This window comes from Maricaulis sp. (genome assembly GCF_048270265.1).
Taxonomy (GTDB): Bacteria; Pseudomonadota; Alphaproteobacteria; order Caulobacterales; family Maricaulaceae; genus Maricaulis.
This window is the reverse complement of the sequence record NZ_JBLWTD010000005.1, coordinates 25,863-47,362: the sequence shown is the minus strand read 5'-3', so window position 1 is coordinate 47,362 and position 21,500 is coordinate 25,863. Positions and strand designations below refer to the sequence as shown.

The 21,500-nt window shown below is 63.7% G+C and carries 17 protein-coding genes; 5 read left to right on the top strand and 12 right to left on the bottom strand.

Annotated features, from left to right (window positions below):
• Nucleotides 1–5: 5 nt before the first annotated feature.
• The 6 genes from trkA to dusB all read right to left on the bottom strand — a co-directional run bounded on the left by trkA (nt 6) and on the right by dusB (nt 8,419).
• Complete coding sequence (gene trkA, locus ACN0YF_RS03950) at nt 6–1,379, bottom strand: Trk system potassium transporter TrkA (RefSeq protein ID WP_417481792.1); 1,374 nt, start codon at nt 1,377–1,379, stop codon at nt 6–8.
• Nucleotides 1,376–2,788: a sigma-54-dependent transcriptional regulator gene (locus ACN0YF_RS03945; RefSeq protein ID WP_417481793.1), complete on the bottom strand. Its 1,413-nt coding sequence runs from the start codon at nt 2,786–2,788 to the stop codon at nt 1,376–1,378. Before ACN0YF_RS03945 ends, trkA begins: the two co-directional genes overlap by 4 nt.
• A gap of 3 nt (nt 2,789–2,791) precedes the next feature.
• Nucleotides 2,792–5,005 carry an ATP-binding protein gene (locus ACN0YF_RS03940; RefSeq protein WP_417481794.1) on the bottom strand — a complete coding sequence of 738 codons (2,214 nt, stop codon included), beginning with the start codon at nt 5,003–5,005 and terminating at the stop codon, nt 2,792–2,794.
• A 104-nt stretch (nt 5,006–5,109) separates the two neighbouring features.
• The gene (locus ACN0YF_RS03935) at nt 5,110–6,366 is read right to left on the bottom strand and encodes a sigma-54-dependent transcriptional regulator (RefSeq protein ID WP_417493430.1); all 1,257 of its coding nucleotides are present in this window, start codon (nt 6,364–6,366) and stop codon (nt 5,110–5,112) included.
• The gene (locus ACN0YF_RS03930) at nt 6,363–7,418 is read right to left on the bottom strand and encodes a two-component system sensor histidine kinase NtrB (RefSeq protein ID WP_417481796.1); all 1,056 of its coding nucleotides are present in this window, start codon (nt 7,416–7,418) and stop codon (nt 6,363–6,365) included. The genes ACN0YF_RS03935 and ACN0YF_RS03930 overlap by 4 nt, the downstream gene beginning before the upstream one ends.
• Entirely contained in the window at nt 7,415–8,419 is a 1,005-nt protein-coding gene (gene dusB, locus ACN0YF_RS03925; RefSeq protein ID WP_417493429.1) for a tRNA dihydrouridine synthase DusB, read from the bottom strand. Before dusB ends, ACN0YF_RS03930 begins: the two co-directional genes overlap by 4 nt.
• Nucleotides 8,420–8,503: 84 nt before the next feature.
• Between dusB and ACN0YF_RS03920 the strand changes: the two genes are divergently transcribed.
• A complete protein-coding gene (locus tag ACN0YF_RS03920) occupies nt 8,504–9,658 on the top strand; it encodes a bifunctional 2-C-methyl-D-erythritol 4-phosphate cytidylyltransferase/2-C-methyl-D-erythritol 2,4-cyclodiphosphate synthase (RefSeq protein ID WP_417493428.1) in 1,155 nt (384 codons plus the stop codon).
• On the top strand, nt 9,658–10,179 hold the full coding sequence (locus ACN0YF_RS03915) for a CinA family protein (RefSeq protein WP_417493427.1): 522 nt from the start codon (nt 9,658–9,660) through the stop codon (nt 10,177–10,179). Before ACN0YF_RS03920 ends, ACN0YF_RS03915 begins: the two co-directional genes overlap by 1 nt.
• Here ACN0YF_RS03915 and ACN0YF_RS03910 read toward each other — a convergent pair.
• Nucleotides 10,123–10,626 (bottom strand): type II toxin-antitoxin system RatA family toxin, encoded by a 504-nt coding sequence (locus ACN0YF_RS03910; protein ID WP_417481799.1) that lies wholly within the window; start codon nt 10,624–10,626, stop codon nt 10,123–10,125. The two genes, ACN0YF_RS03915 and ACN0YF_RS03910, sit on opposite strands and share 57 nt — an antisense overlap.
• The gene (lipA, locus tag ACN0YF_RS03905; RefSeq protein WP_417493426.1) at nt 10,623–11,612 is read right to left on the bottom strand and encodes a lipoyl synthase; all 990 of its coding nucleotides are present in this window, start codon (nt 11,610–11,612) and stop codon (nt 10,623–10,625) included. The genes ACN0YF_RS03910 and lipA overlap by 4 nt, the downstream gene beginning before the upstream one ends.
• 257 nt (nt 11,613–11,869) lie before the next feature.
• On the opposite strand from lipA, the gene ACN0YF_RS03900 reads away from it, so the two are divergent.
• On the top strand, nt 11,870–13,057 hold the full coding sequence (locus ACN0YF_RS03900) for a diguanylate cyclase (protein WP_417493425.1): 1,188 nt from the start codon (nt 11,870–11,872) through the stop codon (nt 13,055–13,057).
• 109 nt (nt 13,058–13,166) lie between these two features.
• On the top strand, nt 13,167–14,354 hold the full coding sequence (locus ACN0YF_RS03895) for a GGDEF domain-containing protein (protein WP_417493423.1): 1,188 nt from the start codon (nt 13,167–13,169) through the stop codon (nt 14,352–14,354).
• Here the strand turns inward: ACN0YF_RS03895 and ACN0YF_RS03890 are convergent.
• The 4 genes from ACN0YF_RS03890 to ACN0YF_RS03875 all read right to left on the bottom strand — a co-directional run bounded on the left by ACN0YF_RS03890 (nt 14,351) and on the right by ACN0YF_RS03875 (nt 19,543).
• Complete coding sequence (locus ACN0YF_RS03890) at nt 14,351–14,866, bottom strand: DUF6702 family protein (RefSeq protein WP_417493422.1); 516 nt, start codon at nt 14,864–14,866, stop codon at nt 14,351–14,353. The two genes, ACN0YF_RS03895 and ACN0YF_RS03890, sit on opposite strands and share 4 nt — an antisense overlap.
• Before the next feature lie 2 nt (nt 14,867–14,868).
• Nucleotides 14,869–17,307: a M1 family metallopeptidase gene (locus ACN0YF_RS03885; RefSeq protein WP_417493421.1), complete on the bottom strand. Its 2,439-nt coding sequence runs from the start codon at nt 17,305–17,307 to the stop codon at nt 14,869–14,871.
• 65 nt (nt 17,308–17,372) lie between these two features.
• A complete protein-coding gene (locus tag ACN0YF_RS03880; RefSeq protein WP_417493420.1) occupies nt 17,373–18,695 on the bottom strand; it encodes a hypothetical protein in 1,323 nt (440 codons plus the stop codon).
• Between the two features lie 62 nt (nt 18,696–18,757).
• On the bottom strand, nt 18,758–19,543 hold the full coding sequence (locus ACN0YF_RS03875) for a hypothetical protein (protein ID WP_417493419.1): 786 nt from the start codon (nt 19,541–19,543) through the stop codon (nt 18,758–18,760).
• 259 nt (nt 19,544–19,802) lie between these two features.
• Here ACN0YF_RS03875 and ACN0YF_RS03870 point away from each other — a divergent pair, with 259 nt between their 5' ends.
• A complete protein-coding gene (locus ACN0YF_RS03870) occupies nt 19,803–21,458 on the top strand; it encodes an AMP-binding protein (protein ID WP_417493417.1) in 1,656 nt (551 codons plus the stop codon).
• Nucleotides 21,459–21,500: the final 42 nt, after the last annotated feature.

Below are 21,500 nucleotides of genomic sequence, written 5' to 3'. Positions count from 1 at the left end.
GGCGCTTAAAAATACTCGAGGCTGACGCGGAACAGATGCTCAACCTTGGGAATCAGCGCCGTGTTGCAGAACAGGAGGACCCGGTCATTCTCGCGGATCCGGCCCTCATCGCATGGCAGCAGGACCTTGTCGCCGCGCACCACGGCGCCCAGCGCCACACCGTCGGGCAATTCCAGTTCGTCGAGGGATTTCCCGACCAGTGGCGATGTCGAGAGGGCGATGCCTTCAAGGGCCTCGGCCAGTCCTCCGCCGAGGGTCTGCAGGCCGGTGATCCGGCCGCGGCGAATGTGTTGCAGGATGATCGAGACCGTGGTCGCGCGCGGATCGATCAAGACGTCGATTCCCAGGGGTTGCCGCAGGGATTCAAAGGCACGCTCATTGATCAGGCTGAGAGCCCGCTTGGCCCCTTCCCGCTTCGCCATTACGGCGGAGAGCATATTGACCTTGTCGTCATTGGTGACACAGACGACGAGCTCGGCATCGGGGACACCGGCTTCGCGCAGCAAGCGCGCATCAAGCCCGTCACCATGCAGCACCACCGTCTTCTTCAGGCGCCCGGCCGCGGCTTCCGCGTGTTCCTTGCTGGCCTCGATCAGGCGAACCTTGATGCCACCGGCCCGCTCCAGGGCGCGTGCGACATAGACCCCGATATTGCCGGCGCCGACGACCACGACACGGCGGATCTTCTCGGCGCTGCGGCCAAAAATATCGAGCACACGTTTCGCATGAGCACTTTCAGTGACAACATAGACGTCATCGCCGGCGAGCAGGGGATCGGTGCGCTTGGGAATGAACAGGGTGCGTTCGCGCTGCACGCCGACCACGGCGACGCGCAAATCCGGGAAGAGCTCCATCAACTGTTCAGTGGTCGAGCCGGCGACCGGCGAACTCTCGTCGAGCCGCAGGCCTAGCAATTGAATCCGTCCGCCGGAAAACACGGCAGTATTGAAGGCGCCGGGCGTCTCAACGCGCTGCAGGATGGCGCGGCCGACCTCCAGCTCCGGGGAGATGACCACATCGACGGGCAGATTGCCGGTGCTGAACAGGTCACCCCAGGCCGGGTCGAGATAGTTCTGGGCCCGCACCCGGGCGATGCGCATAGGGGTCTTGAACAGGGAATGCGCGACCTGGCAGGCCACCATATTTGTTTCGTCGGAATGCGTGACGGCGATCAGAAGGTCGGCTTCCGCAGCCCCGGCGCGCTCGAGCACGTCGGGGTGAGAGCCGTGGCCCACCACGCCGCGGACATCCAGCTCGGTCACGACATTGTCGACGAGCGAAGTTGACCAGTCGACGACGGTGACGGCATTGCCTTCACGCGCCAGCGCCCGGGCAATCCCGACCCCGACTTGCCCTGCCCCGCAAACGATCGCTTTCATGATGTCTTGTCCGACTGGCCGCCTGGCGCAGATTCGCGTGGATTGCCGGCCACGCTGAGGGATTTCAGCTTGCGATGCAAGGCTGAACGCTCCATGCCGATGAAGGCAGCGGTGCGCGAGATATTGCCGCCGAAACGGTCGATCTGGGCCCGCAGATACTCGCGCTCGAAATTCTCGCGCGCTTCACGCAGCGACAGCGCAATCATTTTCTCCGCATCGAAGCCGGCTTCCGCCGTATCGCGCGTCACCACTTCGGATGGCAGGGACTCCAGCGTGATCGGCGCGCTTTGAGACCCGGTCGCCAGGATGAGCAGGCGCTCGATATTGTTCCGCAATTGCCGGACATTGCCCGGCCAGCCATGCGCCTGCAGTGCGGCCATGACATCCGGACCAAAATCTCGGCGCGGCAGGCCGGCTGAATGCGTCAGACGGCTGACGAAATGCTCGACCAGTTCGGGAATGTCCTCGCGCCGCTCGGCCAGGGGCGGCACGACAACCGGGACAACGGCAAGGCGATGATAGAGATCCTCGCGGAACTTTCCTTCCTCGATCCGGGTGCGCAATTCCTGGGAGGAGCTGGAGATGACCCGGACATTGACCTCGACATCGGCGGCCCCGCCGATGCGCCGGAAGCGTTGTTCGACCAGCAGGCGCAGTAGTTTCGACTGGGTTTCGCGCGGCATATCGGCGATTTCGTCAAGGAAAAGCGTACCGCCATGGGCGCGTTCGAGCAGGCCGACGCGCTTGATGGTCCCGTCGGTATTCTCGCGGCCGAACAATTCTTCCTCGAAGTCCTCCGGCGACATGCCCGGAGCGCTGACAGCCACGAAGTCGGAACTGGCGCGTGGCGATTTCTCATGGATCAGCCGCGCGACCAATTCCTTGCCGGCGCCCGAGGGGCCCTTGATCAGGACGCGGCTATTGGTCGGGCCGACGCGGTCGATGAGCTGGCGCATCTGGACGATGCAGGTCGAATTGCCGATCAGGGCGTTCTGGACGTCACTGCGCGCGCGCAATTGCGCGTTCTCGGTACGCAGTCGGCTGGTTTCCAACGCCCGTGACAGGGTGAGCAGAAGCTTGTCGCTCTTGAAGGGCTTCTCGATGAAGTCATAGGCGCCCTTGCGGATGGCCGCGACGGCGGTCTCGATCGTGCCATGGCCCGAAATCACGACGATCGGCAGGTCAGGATCGATCGCCCGGAACTCGTCGAGCAATTCCAGCCCGTCCAGCCGGCTCCCCTGCAGCCAGACATCGAGGATGATCAGCGAGGGCTGACGCGCTTGGAACTCGCGCATCGCACCATCGGAGTCCGCCGCGCCGCGGGTTTCATAACCCTCGTCCTCGAGCAGACCGCCGATCAGTTCGCGGATATCCGCCTCGTCATCCACAATCAGGATGTCACGTGCCATCGGTCAGGCCTCCTTTTGAGAATATAATTCGGTGTCGGAATCCTCGGCCAGCGGGAAGATCAGGCGCACGACGGCGCCCTGCCCCGTTTCTGGCAGGCCGAGTTCAAGCCGGCCCTTGTGGTCTTCCATGACGCGCTTGACGATGGCGAGCCCAAGGCCCGTGCCCTTTTCGCGGGTCGTCATGTAGGGCTCGGTCAGGCGTTCGCGGTTGGCCGTCGGCCAGCCCAGCCCGTTGTCACAGACCTCGATCACGGCAAAGCCCTCTTCCTCACGCAATTCAACGCGGATCCGGCCGGGTTCACCCGCGCCCTCATCCGCTTCCATGCGCGCGATGACGCTCTCGGCGGCATTCTTGAGGATATTCGCCATCGCCTGGCTGGACAGGCGCGCGTCGCACAGGGCGTGGATCGGGTTCTGTGGCCGTTTGAAAATGGTCTCCACCGTCGGCGTCGCGACGCGTTGCGCGAAGCTGGCCGCCTGGGTCAGTTCGCCCATCTCGACCGGTTCGACCTTCGGCTCCGGCATCCGGGCAAAGGAAGAGAATTCATCGACCATACGGCCGATATCGCTCACCTGGCGGATAATGGTGTCGGTGCAGCGATCAAAGGTCTCGATGTCGGTGACGATTTCCTTGCGATATTTGCGCTTGATCCGTTCGGCGGAGAGCTGGATCGGCGTCAGCGGGTTCTTGATTTCGTGCGCGATCCGCCGCGCAACCTCGCGCCAGGCCGCATTGCGCTGGGCCGTCACAAGGCGTGTGACATCGTCAAAGGTGATGATGAGACCGGCCTCCTCATCCATCGTTGCCCGCGCCGACAGATAGCGGATCTGCTCGTCGGCGGTCTTCAGATCGATCTGGGCTTCGGCGACATATCCCGGGCGGCGGCGGGCCTGGGCGACGATCTCGCTCAGCTCCGGCGCGATATCCTCGATACGGGCACCGACCAGGTCATCGGTCTCCGGTCCAAGATGGCTGACCGCCGAGCGGTTGATCAGACGGACCCGGTTTTCATGGTCGATCCCGAGCACGCCGGCGCTGACCCCGGCGAGGACGGCTTCGGTGAAGGCGCGCCGCTGTTCGGATTCCGCGTGTGACGCGATCAGTTCGCGGCGCTGGGTGCGCAATTGCCGGGTCATCCGGTTGAAAGCGCGGCCAAGCGCGGAAATCTCGTCATCCTCCCGGCCCATCTGTACCCGGGCATCGAGATCCCCGCGACGCACACGCTCGGCGGCGGCAACCAGTTTGGAGATCGGGGTGACAACCCGGGTTGCGGCTGACAGCGCCAGCCAGAGGGAGCCGATGACGATCAGCATCACCACCTCGGCATAGAGCAGGAAGAAGACAACGCGGGCCTCACCTTCATGCTCACGCACGGTCCGCAGCGATTCACTGGCGTTGAGAATGTCGCGCCACAGGCTCATGTCCATCTCACGCGAAACGTAGAGATAGGCGCCTTCGTAATTCTCCAGCTGGAACAGCATCCGCATCGCGTCGGCGCTGCTCTCGATGCCGGCACGGGTGGCGAAGAGTGGCCCGGTCACACCGACCCCGCCCTCCTCCGCGCCCTCATACAGATCCGGCGTCGGCGGGATATAAACCTCATTGGGACGGAATTCGGCTTCGGCCATGCGCGCCCCGCGGGCATCCACAATATAGGCCGCCGCCAATTGCGATCGCGCGACATAGCTGGCGAAAATCGTGTTGTACTGGATGCGGCTGGTGGTGAAGAGCGTCGCCGCTTCCTCGTTGTCGATCGCATTGGCCAGCGCCGTCAGGCGCGAGCGGGTCACATTCGCTTCCTGGTAATAGACGTCCTGGGCCGTGCGCGAGGCGGTGTCGACGAAACTGCTGACCTGCTCGCCGAACCAGTATTCGACCCCCCGGGTCAGGATCAGGCCGAGGAACATGGCCGCAAAAATGGCCGGTGCCGTCGCTGCGAGCGAGAACAGGCCGACGAAGCGCAGGTGGAGGCGCGGCGCCGGTTCCCCGAAACGCCGGCCGCGCATGCGCCGGCGCAGGCGGATCAGGACGACCGAAGCCAGCGCGATCAGTAGCAGGAGATTGCCGACCAGGATTGCCAGGGTCAGCCGGTCGCCCGGCTCCAGCACCGCCCCGTCACCGAGAATCGCGATCGAGGTCAGCACGACCACGGTCAGGGAGAGGACGAAGCCAATCCCGAAGAGCGCGGCCGAGCGCGGTGAAACATTCTTGATCAATGGTGCTGACTTCGACGAGCTCAACCGCATTTCCCTTGTCTGGTTGCGGCATCATTGCCCGCATGTTGCACCAAATCAACACCCGTGCCGCAGCAGCCACAACTTCAGGAAGTTTCGCCCAGTTCAGCCAGCCGCCGGGCCAACGTATTGCGATTTACGCCCAGCATTTCAGCCGCTTTGGATCGATTGCCCTCGGCGCGCGCCAATGCCTGTTCGAACAGGGCCCGATCCAGGGCGTCGACGGCCACCTGCCGGGACTCGGGTACGCCAAGAGCAGCGCTCGCCAGATTGGACGCATGCGATGCCAGTGCATCGGGTCTCTCGGCGGTATCCGTCAGCATGGCGCGAGCGATATCCTCGGGGCCGGCCAGCCGTCCGCGTGTCGCCAGTGCCAGTCGGGACAATACCGAACGCAGCTCCACGACATTTCCCGGCCAGGCGGCCGCCTCAACCAATTGCCGGGCCGAGGGCGATAATTGCAGCGCGCTCTGGCTGTCGCGCAGGGCGAACTCATTGAGAAAGGCATCGCACAGGACAGGGATATCGCTGCGGCGATCACGCAGGGGCGGCACAGTCACCACGCATTCGGACAAACGCTCGAGCAGCCGGGTGTCGGGTGCCCGGCTGCCCGGAGTAGAGACCGTGGCGATCACCCGGCCCGGCCCGGTGTCGAGCGCATCCCGCGCGGCCCGTTGTTGCTGCGGGCTCCATTCATCGAGGCGAAGCCAGAGCAATTCCGTCGCCGTGGTGGTCGAGGCGAAGATGTCCTCGGTGCGATGCGACGGGGTGATCAGGAGCACATCCTCGGTCTTGATTCCCCGGGCACGGAGCAATGCACTTGCCGCCTGCCGCTTGCCGGTCCCGGCTTCGCCCCGGATTGTCACATGCGCGCGGCTGGTTGCCGCGCGAGCGATGGCCTTGAACGTTGTCTGCATCGCGGCGGATTGGCCGATAAAGCCGGTCGGTTCACGCGAGCCACCCTCATTGTGGCGCAGGCGGGTTTCCGCAAGCGCGGCATTGATTGCGGCCAGCATCACATCGAGATCGAAGGGTTTCGGAAGATATTCAAACACCCCGCCCTTTTCGGCCCCGATCGCTGTGCTCGCCGTGGTCTGGGCGCTCATGACGATGACGGGCATGTCCGCCCGCAGGCGTTTGATCAGGCCGAGGCTTTCAAGAAAGCTGGTGCCGTCAAGCAGGACGTCGGCCAGCAGGAGATCGCCCTCGCCGGCCTTCACCCAGTTGAGAACGGCATCGATCGAGGCAGTCGCGCGCACCTGGTAGCCCGCCGAGCTGAGGGCCCGCGACAGGATAAGCTTGAGGCTTTCATCGTCTTCCAGCAGCAGGATGCGCGCGCTCATTTCACCTCTCCCTTGAGGATGGGCAGTCTCAGATTGAAAACGGTTCGTCCGGGCATGCTCTCATAATCGAGTTGCCCGTCATGCAGGGCCATGATGCGCGCTGAAAAGGCGAGACCCAGCCCTTCCCCGGCGGGTTTGGTCGTCACGAACGGCGTGAAAATGCCACTGCCGAGACTGGCTGGAATTCCCTCGCCATTGTCCGTCACCGACAGGAGGAGCGGCGTCGCAACATCGCCGGTCCGGCTGCGCGGACCGGCATCGAATCGGGTCGAAACCGTGATCGAGGCACCGTCCCGGTCGGGCATGGCATCAAGGGCGTTCTGCAACAGATTGACCACGGTCTGATGCAGGAGGTCGGCATCACCCTGGGCGTCCGGCAGCGAGGGGTCGAAGCGCTCCTCGATGATGTCGGCCGCGGCCGGATTCGCGCGCGTGATGCTTTCAATCGCGTTGATCGCCAGCCGGTTGAGATTGACGGACGACGCGGCACCGAGCTGGATATCGCCGACCCCGCTCCAGTGATCCGCGAGCCGGGTGATGCGGTCGACATCCTGGACGATGACGCGCGCAAGTTCGCCGGCGGCCTCCAGATCGGTTTCACGAGCGATCAGCTGTGCGGCGCCGCGCACACTGGCGAGCGGGTTCTTCAGTTCGTGGGCCAGCATGCGTCCAAAGCCGAGGGCTGCGGCCTGGGAGGCCTGGGGACCGGTATCGCAATGGGGCAGGATGGAGAGTGTCACGGTTTCAAGCTCTTCCGACCAGCGTGCGTGCAAATCGCTGACCTCGCCGGCGCCGAGTTCTTCGCCGAGCGCAACGACGGTCCGCCGGTGGGCGGCGGCCTGTTCGACGAAATCGAGCAGGCGTGCACCGCGCGGCGATGCCTGGCGCAAATCGGTGCGTTGCAATGTTCGCAGAGACAGGCCGAACCATTCCTGAGCCTGCAGGTTGGCCCAGGCCAGCTTCGCATCGGCCGCGAAAACCAGCACCGGGATCGCAGCCTGTTCTGCGGCGCAGAGTGCCAGTTCAGTTGCAGTCCGGGCCGGCCCGGTCATGCCGCAATACGCCGGTCGGGACGATAGAGACGCAAACTCTCCAGCGCCTGGCTGACCGCAGCCGGCTCGCGGGAGCGACACAGAACGTCGCGCACGGCACGCAGGCTTTCCGGTGGAAGGTGTCTGCCCTCGTGTTCCAGGAAGGAAGCGAAATGCTTGCGCATCATGCGGATGCCGAGATTCTCGCCATAAAAGCCGTAAGCTTCGCTCGCCTGGCTGGCCAGGGCCGTAATCTTTTCGGCCCAGGGCGTGACAGGCACGGCTCCGGTCAACAGACCCGCACCAATCTCGCCCACCAGCCAGGGCCGGCCTTGCGCCGCCCGGCCGATCATCACGCCATCGGCGCCCGACAGGTCCAGCGCCTGGCGCGCCTGTTCCAGTGTCGCGATATCGCCATTGACCAGCAAGGGCACGTCCACGGCCTCGCGCACGGCACGGACCGCAGCCCAGTCGGCCGTACCCGTATAGAATTGCTGCCGCGTGCGGCCATGGACGGTGATCATGGCAATGCCGGCATCGACGGCGCGGCGCGCCAGTTCCGGTGCATTGAGGCAATCATGATCCCACCCCAGGCGCATTTTAAGCGTCACCGGGATATCAACCGCCGCCAGCGTCGCCTCGATCAGCGTCATGGCATGATCGAGATCGCGCATCAGGGCCGAGCCGGACAGGCCCTTGGTCACCTGGCGTGCCGGGCAGCCCATATTGATGTCGACGATATCAGCGCCGGCCGCCTCAGCGATCCGGGCACCCTCGGCCATCCATTCCGCCTGGCGTCCGGCAAGCTGGATCACGCGCGGGGCGAGGCTGGCATCGGCAGCCGCCTTGCGCACCATGTCCACACGGCCGCGAGCCAGTGCATCGCTGGCGACCATTTCCGACACCACCATGCCGGCACCAAAGCGCTGGGCCTGGCGGCGAAAGGGCAGATCGGTGACGCCGGACATGGGTGCCAGCACCGCCGGAATCGCGATCTCATGGGGGCCGATGAAGAAACTCATGCGTCTGGACAATTCAACCGGTTGCAGCGTAAGCCGGGCAAGCTAGCTTTCTTGCTGCGCTGCGGCAATGGACGAGACCTGAATATGAAAATCGGTGCCATTATTGTAGCGGGTGGCCGCGGGACACGCGCCGGCAGCGATGTGCCCAAGCAATACCGCGAGATCGCTGGCCGCCCTGTGCTGGCACGGACACTGGACGTGTTTCTGGCCCATCCGGCGATCGGGCCGGTGATCGTGGTGATCGGCGCCGAAGATGGCCCGCGATTCAACGCGCTGGCTCCGCTGCTGGCTGGCCAGGTCGAGACCGTGACCGGCGGCGAGACGCGTACGGCCTCCGTATGGGCCGGACTGCAGGCCATGGAAACCGCCGGCGTTGATGCCGTGATGATCCATGATGCCGCCCGCCCCTTTCTCAGCGACAATCTGATCACGCGCCTGGCCGATGCGCTGCGCGATCACGCCGCCGTTCTGCCGGCGCTGACCGGTGCCGATGCCCTGATGCAACTGGACGCCAGCGGCCAACTCGTTGCGGCCGTCAACCGCGATGAGGTCGCGGCGGCCCAGACACCGCAGGCCTTTCGCATGACGGAGCTGATGCAAGCCTATCGGGGGCTTGGTGAAACCGCCCTGCCCGATGACGCCGCCGTGGCCTTGCGTGCGGGTATGAAAGTCCAGACCGTTCGCGGCGAATCAGGGAATTTCAAATTGACGACACCCGATGATTTCGCACGCGCTGAGGCGATGCTGGGCGCAGCTTCCTCTATCACCGTGACCGGCCAGGGCTTTGATGTGCACCGGCTGGAGGCGGCGGACTCGATGATGCTGTGCGGCGTCGAGATCCGTGAGGGGCTGGGCCTGGTCGGTCATTCCGATGCCGATGTCGGCCTGCACGCCCTCACCGATGCCATTCTCGGCGCCGCTGGTGAAGGCGATATCGGCCAGCATTTCAGCCCGAGCGATGCGCGCTGGAAAGGCGCCGCCTCGGACCGTTTCGTGCTCCATGCGCTTGAGCTGCTGCAACAGGCGGGCGGCACCACCCTCCACGCCGACATCACCCTGATTGGCGAGCGCCCGAAGGTCGGGCCCTACCGCGACGCCATGCGGGCCCGCGTGGCCGAATTGCTCGGCCTCGATCTGCGGCGGGTCAATATCAAGGCCACGACGACAGAGAAGCTCGGCTTTACAGGCCGCGGCGAAGGCCTGGCCGCCCAGGCGATCATTACAGCAAGGATGAGATGATGTTCCCGACGCAACTCGATAAAAAAGCGGCGCAATTTCTTGATGACGCCCGCACGGCCGGCATCCTGGCGGCCACGGCAGAGAGCTGCACGGGCGGGCTTCTGGCGGGCCTCATCACCAGTATTGCCGGTTCGTCGGACGTGTTCGAGCGTGGCGTCGTGACTTATTCCAACGAGGCCAAGTGCGAACTGCTCGGCATTCCGATGGCCGTGATCGACGCCCATGGCGCTGTCTCCGCCGAGGTGGCCAGCCGGATGGCGCAGCAATGCCTGTTCAAGTCCAATGCCGATATCGCCGTATCCGTGACCGGTGTCGCCGGACCGGGAGGCACGCGGCACAAGCCGGCGGGCCTGGTCTATTTCGGCCTCGCCGTGCGCGATCACCCGACCCGCGTGCTGTGCCGGCGCTTTGGTGATCGCGGCCGCACGAATGTGCGCCTGGCCTCGGTCGAGACCGCGCTGGATCTATTGTGTGAGGGCGTCGATCTCATCGCCCAGATCGAGATCGGGATCGCCGACTGATGGGTAGCGGCGCGCTGCCTCGTCGGAGAAGCGCTTGACCAGGATGTGGGCGGCCCGTTCGCGCTGGCTGTCGAGCAGCATCTGCAACACCATGTTCCGGAACGCTGCCTTGATGTGAAACCGCACCAGGGTTGAGCCGTCGGACAGGGGATAGAAGCGCCAGGCATTCTCCAGCACCCGGAAGGGACCGGCGACGAAGCCGACATCGATCGTGCGCGCCTCGGCATCCGCCCTCACCGCGCTGGTGAAGCGCTCGGTGACGAATTTATAGCGGATGCGCGCCTCGGCTGTCAGCTCGGTGACGGAGCCGGTCTTCCTTTCCTTCAGCACCCGCATGGCGGTGATCTGATGGATGAAATCGGGATAGCGGCGAACATCCGAGACGAGATCGAACAGATCATCGGCGGCGTGATACAGCCGCAAAGTCTCGGTCAGATTGACGGTCACACCCGGCCCAGTGAGGCTTCCCGCGCCGCGCGCAGACGGGCGAAATCCTCGCCGGCATGATGGCTGGAGCGCGTGAGCGGTGTCGCCGAGACCATGAGGAAGCCCTTGGCGCGGGCAATCGTCTCATAGGCCTTGAACTCGTCGGGCGTCACAAAGCGCTCGACGGCCGCGTGCTTACGCGTCGGCTGCAGGTACTGGCCGATGGTCAGAAAATCGATGCCGGCGGAGCGCATGTCGTCCATCACCTGCATGACCTCTTCCTTGCCCTCGCCGAGACCGACCATGATGCCGGACTTGGTGAATTGTTCCGGATCACGCTCCTTGACCCGTTCCAGCAGGCGCAGGGAATGGTAATAGCGGGCGCCGGGACGGATCGAGAGATAGAGGCGCGGCACGGTTTCCAGATTGTGGTTGAAGACATCTGGGCGCGCATCGATGACGGTTTCCGCAGCTCCCGTCTTGCGCAGAAAATCAGGCGTGAGAATCTCGATCGTCGTGCCCGGTGCGGCCTGGCGGATCGCCTCGATGACCTCGACGAAATGCTGCGCGCCGCCATCGGCAAGATCATCGCGATCCACCGAGGTGATGACGACATGCTTCAGCCCCATCTGGGCGACCGCTTCGGCGACGCGGCGCGGCTCGTCATGGTCGACGGGCCCCGGCAGGCCGGTCTTGACGTTACAGAAAGAGCAGGCGCGGGTGCAGGTATCGCCCAGGATCATGAAAGTGGCGTGCTTCTGCTCCCAGCATTCGCCGATATTGGGGCAGCCCGCCTCTTGGCACACGGTGACCAGCGCGCCTTCGGTGACGATCTTCTGGGTCTCGGCGAAGACCTTGCCCAGCGGCGCGCGAACCCGGATCCAGTCCGGCTTGCGCAAAACGGGCGTATCGGCGCGCTTCTGCTTTTCCGGATGCCGTGCGGCGCGGGTTTCCGAAGCGGTGGCGGCAGCGGCGGTGTGGGCGGTGTTGTCGATCAGATTGGCCATGGCACGCATGTATGCCGGAGCGCGAAGGGGATCAAGTTGAGGCTGCGGCTCGCGACGCGATCCGCCAACAGGGAGCCCGTCGTGATTGGCGGAGCCAAGCCCGCATGCCAGCACCGTAGACACGGTCCGCCCCGCCCTGCCTGACGAAACGCCATGGTTAATAGATGTGTAATTTTCCCATGCAACTCAAAGGGTTGCGGAGCGAAAAATCTCCATCCTGCTTACCCGGGATTCATGTTTGGCTGCGATAAGGTCCCATGCTCGATCCCAAGACCCTATCGGTAGCACTCATCCTGATCCTGATCATCGGGTGCGCGCTACACTTCGTGAACTGGCGCATGCACCGCCAGAGCGCTGGTGCGAAATGGTGGACGATCGGCCTTTGTCTCCAAACGCTTGGCGCTGTCAGCTCGGTCTTCACCAATTCGAGTGACGCCCCCGTCGCGATCCTGATTGCCCTAAACAATTTCTTCGCGCTGGGCGGCACCGTGCTGTTGGTTTACGGGACTGCGAGCTTCGCCGAGCGCCCATTGCCGCGTGCGATCTATGCCGGCCTGGCCGGGTTTATTCTGGTGGGAACCGTGTGGTTCACCATGGTCGAACCGTCGGTCACGATGCGCCTGGTGATGTTCGGCATGGTGCAATTCGCCTGCAACGCGCTGATCCTGACTCGGCTCGGGCATATCGCGCGACGCGACGGAGCTATGGGCGTGATCGTGCTGGCCACGTCGATGGTGAGCCTGGTTGTGTTGATGGTCACCCTGCTTGGCTGGCACTTGCTGACCCAGCCGGAGATAACGAGCCTGTATGGCGAAAGCGCTGTTCTCGCTCCGACCATGCTGACCCTCATCGCATGCAAGACGACGATGATTTTCGGCTATCTCCTCCTGAGTACCGGCTATTCGCAGGCGCAATTGCAGAAACTGGCACTCAGCGATTCATTGACGGGCCTGCCCAATCGCCGCGCCTTCGAGCAGGCGGTGATGCAGCGGCTCAACTCGGCGCGCAAACAGGACCGGTTGACAGCACTGGCGATTTTCGATGTCGATCACTTCAAACAGGTCAATGACAATTTCGGCCATGATACCGGGGATGCGGTCCTGCAGCATTTGTCGCGCGTGGCCGTGAATGCCGTGCGTCCGCATGATTTCATCGCCCGCGTTGGCGGCGAGGAGTTTGCCGTCATTTTTGAAGTCGAGGATGCCGCAGAGCTGGTGATCGCGGCCAATCGCCTGCGGCTGGCGATCGAGATCAACCGCCCGACCGCCGGCGGCAATGAAATTCCCGTCACCATTTCGGTTGGCGCGGTGCTGGCGGCGTCAGACCCCGCCCTTGCGTTCAACGGCTTGTACCGGGCAGCCGACCAGGCGCTCTACAGCGCCAAGACGTCCGGGCGGAACCGGGTTGTCGTTGGCGAAATCGACGCCATCGGACTGGCGGCCTGACTGGTCCCGGTCACCCCGACTTAACCCTGTATTAGAAAATGACTGATGTTCGGGGCGTGCGCCCGGCAATGGCTACAGGGGATTCACCCTTCGGGCCGATAGTCGGGGCATGTTGGACACGAAAACCCTCGCAACGGCCCTGATCCTGCTCCTCGTGATCGGGTGCGCCCTGCATGTCGTCAACTGGCGCATTCATCGCGACAGCGCGGGCGTGAAATGGTGGGCGATCGGGCTGGCAACCCATACCGCGGGCCTGACCCTGTCCTTTTGGGAGAACAGCCTGGCTATCCACGATCCCCTGTGGGTCGTTGGCATTTGTATTGTGTCGCTGTCCGGCAGTCTGATGCTGGTCCATGGCACGGCGAGCTTTGCCGGCCGGCCTTTTCCGCTGTCCCTCTATGCAGGCCTGGTCGGCGTGACAGTGCTTGGCATGAGCTGGTTTTCCACGGTGGATGACTCCGTCACGGGCCGGATCATCGTCTACGCTGTCTCATTGCTGTCGTGCTATCTGCTCACCATCAGCCGCCTCCATTTCATTATCCGCCGGGACGGGCTCGTGGGTGTGCTCACCTTGGCCGTTGCGCTGGGCGGAACGACACTGCTGCTCTCGACCCTGATCGTCTGGCAATTGCTGACACAGCCCGACCTGCGCAGTCTTTACGACAACAACCCGGTGATCCCGCTGGGCATGCTCGGCCTGATGGCTTCGGAGTGTGCCGCGATGTACGGCTATCTTCTTCTCAGCGCGGGCCACTCGCAGTCCCAACTGGAGCACTTGGCGCATTGCGATGCGCTGACAGACCTGCCCAACCGGCGGGCCTTCGAGCAGGAAATCCAAAAGCGGCTGGACTCGGCGCGCAAGCATGACCGCCGGTTCGCATTGGCGATTTTCGATATCGACAATTTCAAGGACGTCAATGACGCCCATGGCCATGATGCCGGCGATGCCGTCCTGCGCCATCTGGGCGCCGTGGCGGCGGGAGCGGTGCGTCCCCATGATTTCATCGCTCGCGTCGGCGGCGAGGAATTTGCCGTGATCTTTGAGGTCGATGACACAACCCAGTTGCTCATCGCCGCCAACCGGCTCGGAATCGCCATCGAGAACGAGCGCGCCCGCTTCGGCGAGACTGAACTGGCCGTCACGGTCTCGATCGGGGCAGTACTGTCGCAGTCAGCGGCTACTCTCGCTTTCGGCGCACTCTACCGCGCCGCCGACGAGGCGCTCTACCGCGCCAAGGCGGCTGGCCGCAACCGGGTTGAGATCGGCGAAGTGAAACTGATGGATCTGGCGGCCTAAGGCCCCCCGAAACGTATCCGCACGGGGTCGCGGCGCCCGGGCCCCTGCATCGCCGTGCGCACGACACCGTTGATCGTGATGTTCGTCATCATCACCTGGTCCTCGAACGCATCGGCCAGCAGATCATTGTCGACGACGAAGGCAGATGTTTCAGCTGGGGCCGGTGCCGCGAAATAGATCCACAACAATTCGCCATCCAGCTCGGCACCGACATAGGCCGGCTCGAGCAGGCGTCCGTCCCCCTCGCCCAGCCGGAAATGCGCTGCGGCATAGGCTCCGGTGGCCGCGAGGCCGTCGGGAGAGGCGAACCAGGCATCCTCGTCGGTGACCTCGGTGCCCAGCGCCTCGATCAGGTCATGGCCATAGACGCGGTGGCTGATTTGCAGCTCGCCGGTCGTGGCCGAGATGGCGATTTCAGTGACACCGGCATGAACCCTGTGGGCTGCGGCCGGCGCCGCCCACAGGCAGGCTCCGGCCAGAGCAATGGCGAGGGTTCGCAAGATCGCGCGCATCCCTACTCCGGCCGTGCCCGGATTGAATCCCGGGTCACGCGTTGATCCTGATCGGCCATCATGTTCGAGCCCGTCGCCGCGGTGCGGTAAAGCTCCAGCCGGGTCGGTTCGATGCGTGACGGGAAATGATTGTCCGAGCGATCGGAATCGGCGGTTTCCTGCAGTGGATCGAGTTCGACGGAGACAACTTCGCGCGTCGTGAGATAGGTCCAGGTGACGTGCCGGGGGTTGTAGCGCCAGACTTCAGCCGGAATGCGGACCATTTCCGTGGAACCATCGGCGAAGGTGAATTCCAGGATGATCGGCATCACCACCCCACCCTCATTGGTGAAGTCGAGATAATAGACGCGCTCGCCGCTGGCGAGGATGTCGGCCTCCCAGGATTCAAGGTCACCGCGATAGCGCGTATAGGCCTCACGCTGGCGCGCTGTGACGGTCTGGGCGTCATTGGCGGAATAGAACTCCACCACTTCCGGATTGCGGCTGGCATAGGTGGTGATCCCCGCCTCACGGTCACGCAGCGGCGTCAGCGCCTCCGGCCGGGCCGCGAGTTCGGCGCGTTCACGCGCATTCTCCACGACAGGGTCCTGCGTATCAAAGGTGCCCTCGACCACCCGGTCGAGCGAGATGTCGACGTGGTCAGTGGAATAGAACCATCCGCGCCAGAACCAGTCGAGATCAACGCCGGAGACCTCCTCCATCGTGCGGAAGAAATCATAGGGCGTCGGGCGCTTGAAGCGCCAGCGGCGGGCATATGTCCGGAAGGCTTCATCGAACAGCTCGCGCCCGAGAATCGTCTCGCGCAGCACCACGAGCGCCACGGCCGGCTTGCCGTAGGCATTGTCGCCGAAGGCCAGGACCGAATCCGACTGGGTCATGATCGGCATTTGCTCGGAGGAGGCCATGTAATCGGCGATCAGGCGTGGATCGCCGCGCCGTGACGGGAAGCCGGTCTCCCATTGCTGTTCAGCCTGGTATTGCAGGAAGGTATTGATCCCCTCATCCATCCAGGTCCATTGCCGTTCGTCCGAATTCACCGTCATCGGGAAATAGATGTGGCCGATCTCGTGGATGATGACACCGATCAGACCGCGTTTCTGGACGCGCGAATAGGTCAGATTGCCATCCTCATCGACTACCGGACGACCGGTGAAGCGGCCACCATTGAAGGTGATCATCGGATATTCCATCCCGCCCTGCGGCCCGGCGATCGATTGCGCCACCGGGTAGGAATAGGGGAAGGAGAAGGAGGAATAAACTTCCATCGTATGGGCGATGGTGCGGGTCGAGAAGGTCGACCAGAGCGGCTCGGCCTCATTGGGGTAGAAAGACATCGCCATCACGGTGTCGGGCGCGATGCCCTCCCCGTCCTGCTGTACGCCCATCGCGTCCCAGATGAACTTGCGCGAGCCGGCCCAGGCAAAATCGCGAACATTCTCGGCATGGAAACGCCAGGTCGCCTCGGACCGTGTGCCGCGGCGTTCATTGGCACGCGCTTCGGCCGGGGTCTGGATGAAGACCGGATCGCTCGCGGTGCGGGCCTCTTCAAGCCGGTCGCGCTGGGCCTGGGTGAGAACATCTTCGGGATTCTGCAATTCGCCGGTGGCGGCGACCAGGAAGTCCTGCGGCACGGTGATGGCGACATCATAATCGCCGAATTCGAGCGTGAACTCGCCGCGGCCGAGGAAGGCCTTGGTGTGCCAGCCCTCATAATCGGTGAAGGCCGCCGCACGCGGGAACCATTGTGCGACCTGGAAGATACAATCGCCGCCGGTGGTCTCGGTTTCCTCGAAACATTCCCAGCCGGCGCGGCCACCGACCGTGCTGGCTTCGATCAGGCGGTAACCCCACTCGATGTTCAGGATCACGGATTCCCCGGTCTCCAGCGCATCATCAAGATCGATTCGCATCAGCGTATCGACAATGGTGAACGGGATGGCATTGCCGGCGGTGTCCGTCACTGAATGGATGTTATAGCCGTAACCATCTTCACTGATCTGGTGACGCCGACGCACGGCATAGGCGCTGATCCCGTCCGGCATCGCGGCGCCGACACGGCCCGCTGCGCGGCCGCCGCCACCAACCGTCTCGGTCATCACGGCGACGGAATCGGCCCGGAAACGGTTCTGGTCGAGCTGGAACCAGAGGAAGTCGAGGGTGTCGGGTGCGTTATTCGTATAACTGATCGCGGCGGCGCCGGTCAGCGTCTTCTCGCGTTCGTCGAGATGGATCTGGATGTCGTAGTCGACCTGCTGCTGCCAGTAATCGGGCCCTGGCGCACCGGTCGCGCGGCGTTCCCGGTTCGGGGTTGGCCAGTCCTCGTTTTCCATCTGGCGGAAGGCATCTTGCCAGTCATTGACGGTCTGGCGAACAGGCTGGGCGACCGCGACATTGAGTGTCGCAGCCGCCGCAGCCAGGCCAATCAGTTGAAAAGCGCGCATCGTCTATCCTCCGGCCAGCTGGCCTTTCATGTTCAGGATAGAATTACCGCGCCCCTCGCCAGCCGTCACCCCTCGCTTGCGGTATCGGGCTGATTGGTCGCGGACTCGGCCGTCACGCCACGGGTGCCACCGCGATTGTATCCAAGGGCGAGGATCCATGCGCCCAGACCGATGCACAGCAGCAGTACGCCAACGGTTGCACCCAGTCCCGGGATCACCCCGAGTGCGAAGATCACTGCCATCACCAGCAGGAGAGAGAGGGCGCGCATACCGAGCCCCAGCTCGCCGCCATTGCGGTTGAAGATCATATCGCCAACGGCAACACCGCCAAAGGCGAAGGCCAGGAACAGGATCGGGAAATAGAGCAGCCACAGGAGCGGGATCAGCAAGGCCCCGACAAGGGTCAGCGCCAGCAGGATCGTCACCATCACGAAGACGATCGGTGACATGGCCAGGCTGATAAATCCGATCACCCCGGCGCTCAGCGGCCGGCGGCGGAAGGCTGCAGCCACACCGGCGACACCGCGCGGTGCAACCAGGACAGCGAGCAGGCCAAGCAGAAAGGCGCTGCCGGAGAAGATGCCGCCCATGAAGCGGAAGGGCGCACCGATGAGACCCCAGGGGCCATCGAAATCGAGGTCGATATCGTCCCAGTGCTTCGCGCCGAAATTGAACATCTCGTATTCGTAATCGACAGCACCGATGCTGGCGCCGTCGGCAATATCGGGCTCGACCGGGCTGCGGACCCTGAGCAGGCCGCCAATACGGGCCGAGGACAGGACTGTGAGTTCCTCGGCCGTCACCTCGACATCGCCGCCGAAGGAACCGCTCAGGATGACATGTCCGCCTTCAATATCGGCATCCCCGTTCAGCGTACCGAGTATCTCAACCGTGTCGGCGACAATGCGGCTGTCGCCGGAAACCGTGGAGAAGGCTTCGATCACCACCTCGCCGCCGGCCGCGCGCAGATCGCCGCCCACAATGGCTGCGATGCGAACACTGCCGCCAGCTGCGTTGAGCTCGCCACCGGTCTCGCCTTCAATACTGACATCGCCGCCCGCCGCGTTGAGATCTCCGCCGATCGCCGCCGCGATATTGACGTCGCCGCCAGCGATTTCGACGCTGCCATCGACAACACCACTCAGATCAATGTCACCGCCGAAGAATTCGACATCGCCATGGATGGTGGCATCGATGCGGCCGTCGCCGGAGATGGCAAAGACATCACCGTCGACATCGCCGCGAATATGCAGATCTCCCCCCAGAAAGTGAATGTCATCGCGGCTGCCATCAATCGTGACCTCTCCGCCGATGACCTGGGCGTAGCCCGTCGCCGTTATTGCGAAAAAGGCCAGCCCCGCGGCCATTACCTGCTTAAACATGTTCATCACGACTCTCCCAGCGCCCCCCGGCGGTCAGTTGGATGGTTGATGGATTGTTCCATGCCGGTTCAGGACCGGTCAAAGACGGGGTCCACATCTTCGCAGTCGCGGCCATTGCGCGGCACGAAGACAAGGTTTCCGGCCTGGGCGCCTGGCTGAAGTTCAGGCGCAGATTCCGCCCAGACTCTCAAGGTGCCGCTGATCCGCGCTGTCGATGTCACAATCACCGAACGGCTGCAGATATCACCGCCGTCATGGATCGCGCCAATGAGTTCAACGCGGCCATCGCTGTCGCTGTAATCGCGCCGCGACCGGATCTCTCCAACCGAGACGATGCGCAAGGGGCCAGACACGCTGCCGCCGAGATGGACCGCATTGCCGTTGGCGGTGAGCCCGTCACTGAAATCGGCGGACGTGGTCAGGCTCGCAGCCGCGATTGAGGCTGGACCGCCGATGTGACCGCTTACATCCAGCGAGCCGGCTGCAAGGCTCAGCTCGCCGCCGACATCGGCCATCCAGTCGATATCACCACCGGCAATGGAGGCTTCGCCCCCGACCCGGCCACTGAAATCGATATCGCCACCGGCAATGGAAACATCGCCGTCAACCGCCAACTGGTCGGCCTCGACATCGCCAGCCACCAGGCTGAGATCGCCGCCAAGACGGCCACGCAGATTGATATTGCCGCCGATGCGGCTGTAATCGCCATCGCGATCGAGAACGACATAACCGTCCTGTCTGCGGTCGTCATGGCGCAGCTTGACCTCGCCATCACTGTCACCCACGACGATGACGCAACCCGCGGTCGCCAGTGCGGCGGCCATCGCCGCCGTTATTGCAAATGCCTTGCGCATTCCGGTCTCCAAAACTGCTACCCTGTCACGCGACAGCGGTGAAAATTACGCTCCCCAACGTTGATGATCACCATACATTATCGAAAAACGATATCAAGAACATTTTTTGTTTATCGATAAATTATTTCCGTCTTTCAACAAATCGACCCGCCGACTCCCTGCCCCTGATGGCCAAATCGTTTCCCTCTCGCGCTCGCAGTAGTAAGATCGCGCCCAATAATGAGCGTCACCAACAAGGGACGCGCCCGGGAGGACTTGCATGGCTGACACAACAGCCGCCGATGCCGCCGAGCTTGAGCCGGCGGAAATTTCGGCGAACACCCATTATCGCGGAGCCGATTTCGACCTGCGCCGTATCCGCAGATCGGTTTTTTCAGCCCTCTTGCAGGCGCGTGGCCGGTTTGGCGGCAAGCGAATCGCCGCCATCGATGCCGATGGCCGCGAGCTGAGCTATAACGACATCGTCAAGGCGGCCTTCGCGCTCGGCCATGCCCTCAAACAGGGAACCGAGCCTGGCGAGGCCGTTGGCATCCTGCTCCCGACCGGGGTTGGCTCGATCATTTCCTTCTATGCGATCTCCGCGTATGGCCGCGTTCCGGCCATGCTCAATTTCACCGCCGGCGACCGGGCGCTCAAGGCCGCCTGCAAGGCGTGCAAGTGCAAGCGGATCGTGACGGCCAAGCGCTTTATCGAACTGGGCGAGCTCGACGAGCTTGAAGCCATGCTCGCGCAGGATCATGAGATTGTTCACCTCGAGGATGTCCGCGAGAACCTGACCCTGGGCGACAAGATCGCCGCAGCGGTCGGAATGGTTGCGCCGTGGGCCGTGCGGGCCCGCCCCTCACCCGATTCGGCCGGCGTCTATCTCTTCACCTCCGGCACCGAGGGCGATCCCAAGGGCGTGGTGCTGAGCCACTCCAATCTGCTCGCCAATGTCGAACAGGTCCGCGACCATGTCCGGATCCTGCCGACCGACAAGGTGTTCAACCCGCTGCCCACCTTCCATTGTTTCGGCCTGACCGGCGGTGTGCTGGTGCCGCTGGGCCTGGGTGTGCCGACGATCTGTCACCCGACGCCCCTGCAGGCCAAGACGATCGTCAAGCGGATCGCCGAGACCGGCTCCACCATCCTGTTCGCGACGGACACCTTCATCAATCAATACGCGCGTGCCGCGACGAACGGGGAGTTGAACTCCCTGCGCTTTGCCGTCTGCGGCGCGGAGCGGGTCAAGGACGAGACCCGTTCCATGCTGCGGCGGAAATTCAGTGTCGAGATCGTCGAAGGCTATGGCCTGACCGAGGCCGCGCCGGTCCTGGCGGTCAACCAGCCCGACAACAACCGTCCCGGCACGGTCGGCCAGCTGATGGGCGGGTGTGAGGCCAGGTTGATCCCCGTCGAGGGAATCAATGATGGCGGGCAATTGCACATTCGCGGCCCGAACATCATGAAGGGCTATATCCGCCCCTCGGCGCCGCTGGTGCTCGAGGCGCCGGTCGATGGCTGGCACGATACCGGCGACATCGTTTCGGTCGATGACGGGGGCTTCCTGCGCATTCGGGGCCGTATCAAGCGGTTCGCCAAGCTGGGCGGCGAGATGGTCTCGCTGGCCGTCGTGGAGAATTGTGCCACCTCGCTCTGGCCTGACAGCATGCACGCTGCGGCCGCGCTGCCCGACAAGCGCAAGGGCGAACAGATCATCCTGCTGACCGAATACGCCAAGGCGGATCGTGCCGACCTGATTGCCTTTGCGCGCAATCACGGCATCAACGAGCTGTCGATCCCGCGCAAGATCATCCATGTCGAGGCGATCCCCGTGTTGGGGACCGGCAAGACCGATTACGGCAAGGTCCAGCGCATGGTCGCCGAATTGATGGGCGAAGGCGTCGCGGCGCCTGTTCCCGAAACGGCAGGGTAACGGCGGGGCGGGAGCGCCAACGGCCTCCCGCCCACTTCGCCC